This window comes from Thermococcus sp., assembly GCF_027011145.1.
In the GTDB taxonomy this organism is placed as follows: domain Archaea; phylum Methanobacteriota_B; class Thermococci; order Thermococcales; family Thermococcaceae; genus Thermococcus.
On record NZ_JALVAO010000012.1, the window covers coordinates 1 to 3,283 of the forward strand.

Sequence of the window (3,283 nt, forward strand, 5' to 3'; positions counted from 1 at the left end):
GGGCCTCTCGGGTTTAACTCACGTACTTGGGACTTTTGGGTTCGGGGCAGTCTTGTTGGTCAACGCGGCATGGGACTTCCTCAAGCAACCCCAATTGGGAAGTATTAAAAAATGGGCAGTCCCATTGTTGAGCGGAACTGCCATTCTAATGCTCTATTGGGGACCACTGTTGTTTGTGTACCACGGTCACACCCTTAATCCTTACCAAAGTCTCGTGATGGCGCACTACACCATTCTAAATTTCACGTGGGATACCCTGACTTTCTTTATCTCATACTCGTGGAAATCAATCATGTCCTTTATTGCTTTGCTTGGACTTTATTCAATGGTTAAAGACAGGAAATTTATAGCATCAAGACTTCTGGTCTCGTCAATCGTAGGGCTGTTCTCTGCGGGCATCGTATTCATACTCATTGGGGATCCGCTTATAGCGTATAAGATGCATCTCTACCACTTTGCTCTCATGGGGCTACTACTTGTCCTTGGTTTAGATAGGGTCCTCTGTTTCTCTCCCAAGACAGAGCGTTCATTTGCGGCAATTGCCATCATCCTACTTCTGCTTTCCACGCTGACGATATCGAATTTCGTTTCAAACAAATGGACACAAAACGGGTTTGAGGAGTTTCCATTTGAGAATCTTCAAGCGTGGATCTTAAGCAACACATCTCCCAATGATGTGATTTTAAGCAATTATGAGTCTTCATTCATGGTATTCTCAATTTCCGGGCGGAAAACAGTTCTCTTCAGAAGAACGCATGCATCACCCTTTGTTGATTATAATCGCAGAAGTGCGGATATAATGGTCGCCCTATTGGGGAACGACACCACAAAAAGTCTTGAATTGCTCAAATCGTATCATGTTCACTACATTTATATCGACGGGATGACTTCTAAGGATCCCCTTTGGGTTCCTGTCCAATACAGGAAATATTTGGTGTCTAACGGCGTTCATTGTAATGTAAAGTGGATGCGCTATGATCCGGCGGATCCAGAGAGCACCAAGATAAAAGCATGCGTTGCCAACTTCAGCGTTTCAAGAATTTCAACTTATTTGAGGGTTGTCTTCAAGGATGAATGGTCCACAATTTTTGAGGTTGAATACCCACCATAACCCCACAGCGCTTGGTTTATAAATCCAGTGGAGTAGGAACTGCGGTGGTAACATGAGGTCGGTGACGTATCTCAGCCTCGCCCTATCCCTGCTCTTCGCCGGAGTAAGCCCGATATTCTTCAAGCTCGGCCTCCAGGGCGTTAATGGGATGGGCCTTTCCCTCAGCACCATCAAAGCTTTCCTGACCAACAGATACGCCGTTGTTGGGCTGGTCCTCTACGCTCTCTCTTCAATCCTGTGGCTGTTCTCGCTCTCGGAGCTTCCGGCGAGCCTCATGTATCCGCTCCTGAACCTCGCCTACGTGGTGACTGTGGTTCTCGCGGCAACCTATCTCAAGGAGCCTGTTCACGTCCTCCGCTGGGTGGGAGTCGGCCTGATAATAATCGGGAGCATACTCGTGGGCATCAACTGACCTACGAAAGATTTTTAAACGCTCTCCATTCCCTTATATCGAAGCCCCGGTGGTGTAGCCCGGTCAAACATGCGGGCCTTTCGAGCCCGCGCCCCGGGTTCAAATCCCGGCCGGGGCACCATAAATGCGCTTCTCTCGACCCCACGCCCTTCTATGATTGAGAGCCTCTCTAAAATGGCGTCTTCGATAAAACGAGACCTGTTATAAGTCGCGCTGTCTAGGAGTTTGAGGACCTCTTGATCCAAAGTAACATGCACTGGAATTCTACGCCTTCTCGGCCTTCTTTGGAGCATATAAAGCACTCTCCAAGGTTCGTTTTGTGTGGCCACACATGGCCACATGTGGCCATGCGGAAATGTTTGGCGCCCCAAGGATATAGATGTTGTGGTCATGAGAATCACCTCAGGCTTTGAGCCACTCGGAATACTCTCTCCCGAGTTTTATCATTCTGCTCGAGAAGCGCTTTGAGAGCACGATGTAGTCCTTGCCGTTGATTATCGCCTCTTCAAGGATACCTAACTCCTTCAGGCGCCTAATCACGTAGTAAACCGTGTTCGTGTGCACCCCTGAAGCTTTGGCCACTTCCTGGACGAAGGGCTTGAGGTTGCCTCTGAAGAGCTGCCCATCGTGCTCGTACTTCAGCTTGTTGAGGATGTTCTCGACTACGAGCTTTTCACTCCTCAGCATGCCGTACTTCTCTACCTTATCAAGCCAGCTCATACCAACCACCCTTGTGTGAGCACAAATTCTTTTGTGTAAAAGTTGAGCGTTTCGGGAAAATGGGGTTTCTAAGGCCGTTTTTCTTCTTCGGTCCGTGGAGGATATAGCACAAAGTTTTTTGTGCTTTTAAATAGTTCCCATTAAATAACCTTACTTGCGGGTCAGAGAAATATCTGGAAAAATTAAGGCACAACTGTGCCTTCACCCTGAACTCACTCATATTATCCATGCCTCCTCGAGGTCCTCATCATCTTCCTCCTCATCGGGCAAGTCAATCCGGTCGTACTTCACGAGGAAGCGGTAGATGAACTCGATAATGTTGTCCGGGAAGCCAGCCTCTCTAAGCTCTGCCTCCATGACCTCCCACGGCTCAATGTAGTACGCGCACCACTTCTTCCCTCCATACTCGAAGCATATGAGGCTTCCAGGCTCACCCTCATCGTTCACGTCTAATCTGATGACGAGATCAAACCCCTCACTCATTCATCATCACCTCACGTAATCCATTATCGTCTTAGGTTCCTGAAGTGGGGAATTCATTAGGCGCTCAATCCTCTCAGCCATCTCCTCCGCCCGCTCCCAACCCTTCTTCTTGGCCGGGAGCAGGATGTAAACGAACTCCTCACTCCACAAAACCCAACCAATGCCATGCTTAATCAACAGGGCGAAATCATAAGGATTCCAAGACAGGCCGAGGGTGACTGGCCTAGTGGCGATATACATATAGTCAAAGAACCGCTTCCTGTGGACGGCCTGCTCTACGACCTTCGAGAAGTCCCACTCCTTGAATTCTATGCCGATCATCATGGAGCGGGTCTTGTTGTCCCACGCCTGCCAGGTGAGCTTAACCGCAACATCACACTCATAGTGCTTTCCATCGGCCTTGAAGACCTTGCGAGGACTTATGTCGATTTTGTAGGACTTCCAGTTGAGTTTGCTCAAGTGCCTCTTTACAACTCTCTCAATGACTTCGGGAGCCTTGGCCTCCTCAAAGTTGCCGTTCTCTTTCAGCCACTCCCTGTACTCCTCAAGATTCACCG

Annotated in this window: 5 protein-coding genes and 1 tRNA gene; 3 read left to right on the top strand and 3 right to left on the bottom strand. The window is 48.8% G+C overall.

What is annotated here, in order from left to right; genetic code table 11:
* The 3 genes from MVG27_RS00950 to MVG27_RS00960 all read left to right on the top strand — a co-directional run.
* Positions 1 to 1,111: hypothetical protein (locus MVG27_RS00950; RefSeq protein WP_297555916.1), on the top strand; the 1,111-nt coding region annotated here is incomplete at its 5' end.
* A 52-nt stretch (positions 1,112 to 1,163) separates the two neighbouring features.
* Positions 1,164 to 1,523, top strand: a complete 360-nt coding sequence (locus MVG27_RS00955) for an EamA family transporter (protein WP_297555919.1) — start codon at positions 1,164 to 1,166, stop codon at positions 1,521 to 1,523.
* A gap of 43 nt (positions 1,524 to 1,566) precedes the next feature.
* Positions 1,567 to 1,644, top strand: a tRNA-Glu gene (locus tag MVG27_RS00960).
* A gap of 281 nt (positions 1,645 to 1,925) precedes the next feature.
* Here the strand turns inward: MVG27_RS00960 and MVG27_RS00965 are convergent.
* The 3 genes from MVG27_RS00965 to MVG27_RS00975 all read right to left on the bottom strand — a co-directional run.
* Positions 1,926 to 2,243 (bottom strand): hypothetical protein, encoded by a 318-nt coding sequence (locus MVG27_RS00965; RefSeq protein WP_297555921.1) that lies wholly within the window; start codon positions 2,241 to 2,243, stop codon positions 1,926 to 1,928.
* 216 nt (positions 2,244 to 2,459) lie between these two features.
* On the bottom strand, positions 2,460 to 2,690 hold the full coding sequence (locus MVG27_RS00970; protein WP_297555923.1) for a hypothetical protein: 231 nt from the start codon (positions 2,688 to 2,690) through the stop codon (positions 2,460 to 2,462).
* Positions 2,691 to 2,732: 42 nt separating this feature from the next.
* On the bottom strand, positions 2,733 to 3,283 hold a 551-nt coding region (locus MVG27_RS00975), incomplete at its 5' end, for a hypothetical protein (RefSeq protein ID WP_297555925.1).

What these genes read in the sequence shown, in the direction of transcription:
- MVG27_RS00965 (WP_297555921.1), bottom strand. Translation starts at nt 2,243, where the DNA reads ATGAGCTGGCTTGATAAGGTAGAGAAGTACGGCATGCTGAGGAGTGAA.
- MVG27_RS00955 (WP_297555919.1), top strand. Translation starts at nt 1,164, where the DNA reads ATGAGGTCGGTGACGTATCTCAGCCTCGCCCTATCCCTGCTCTTCGCC.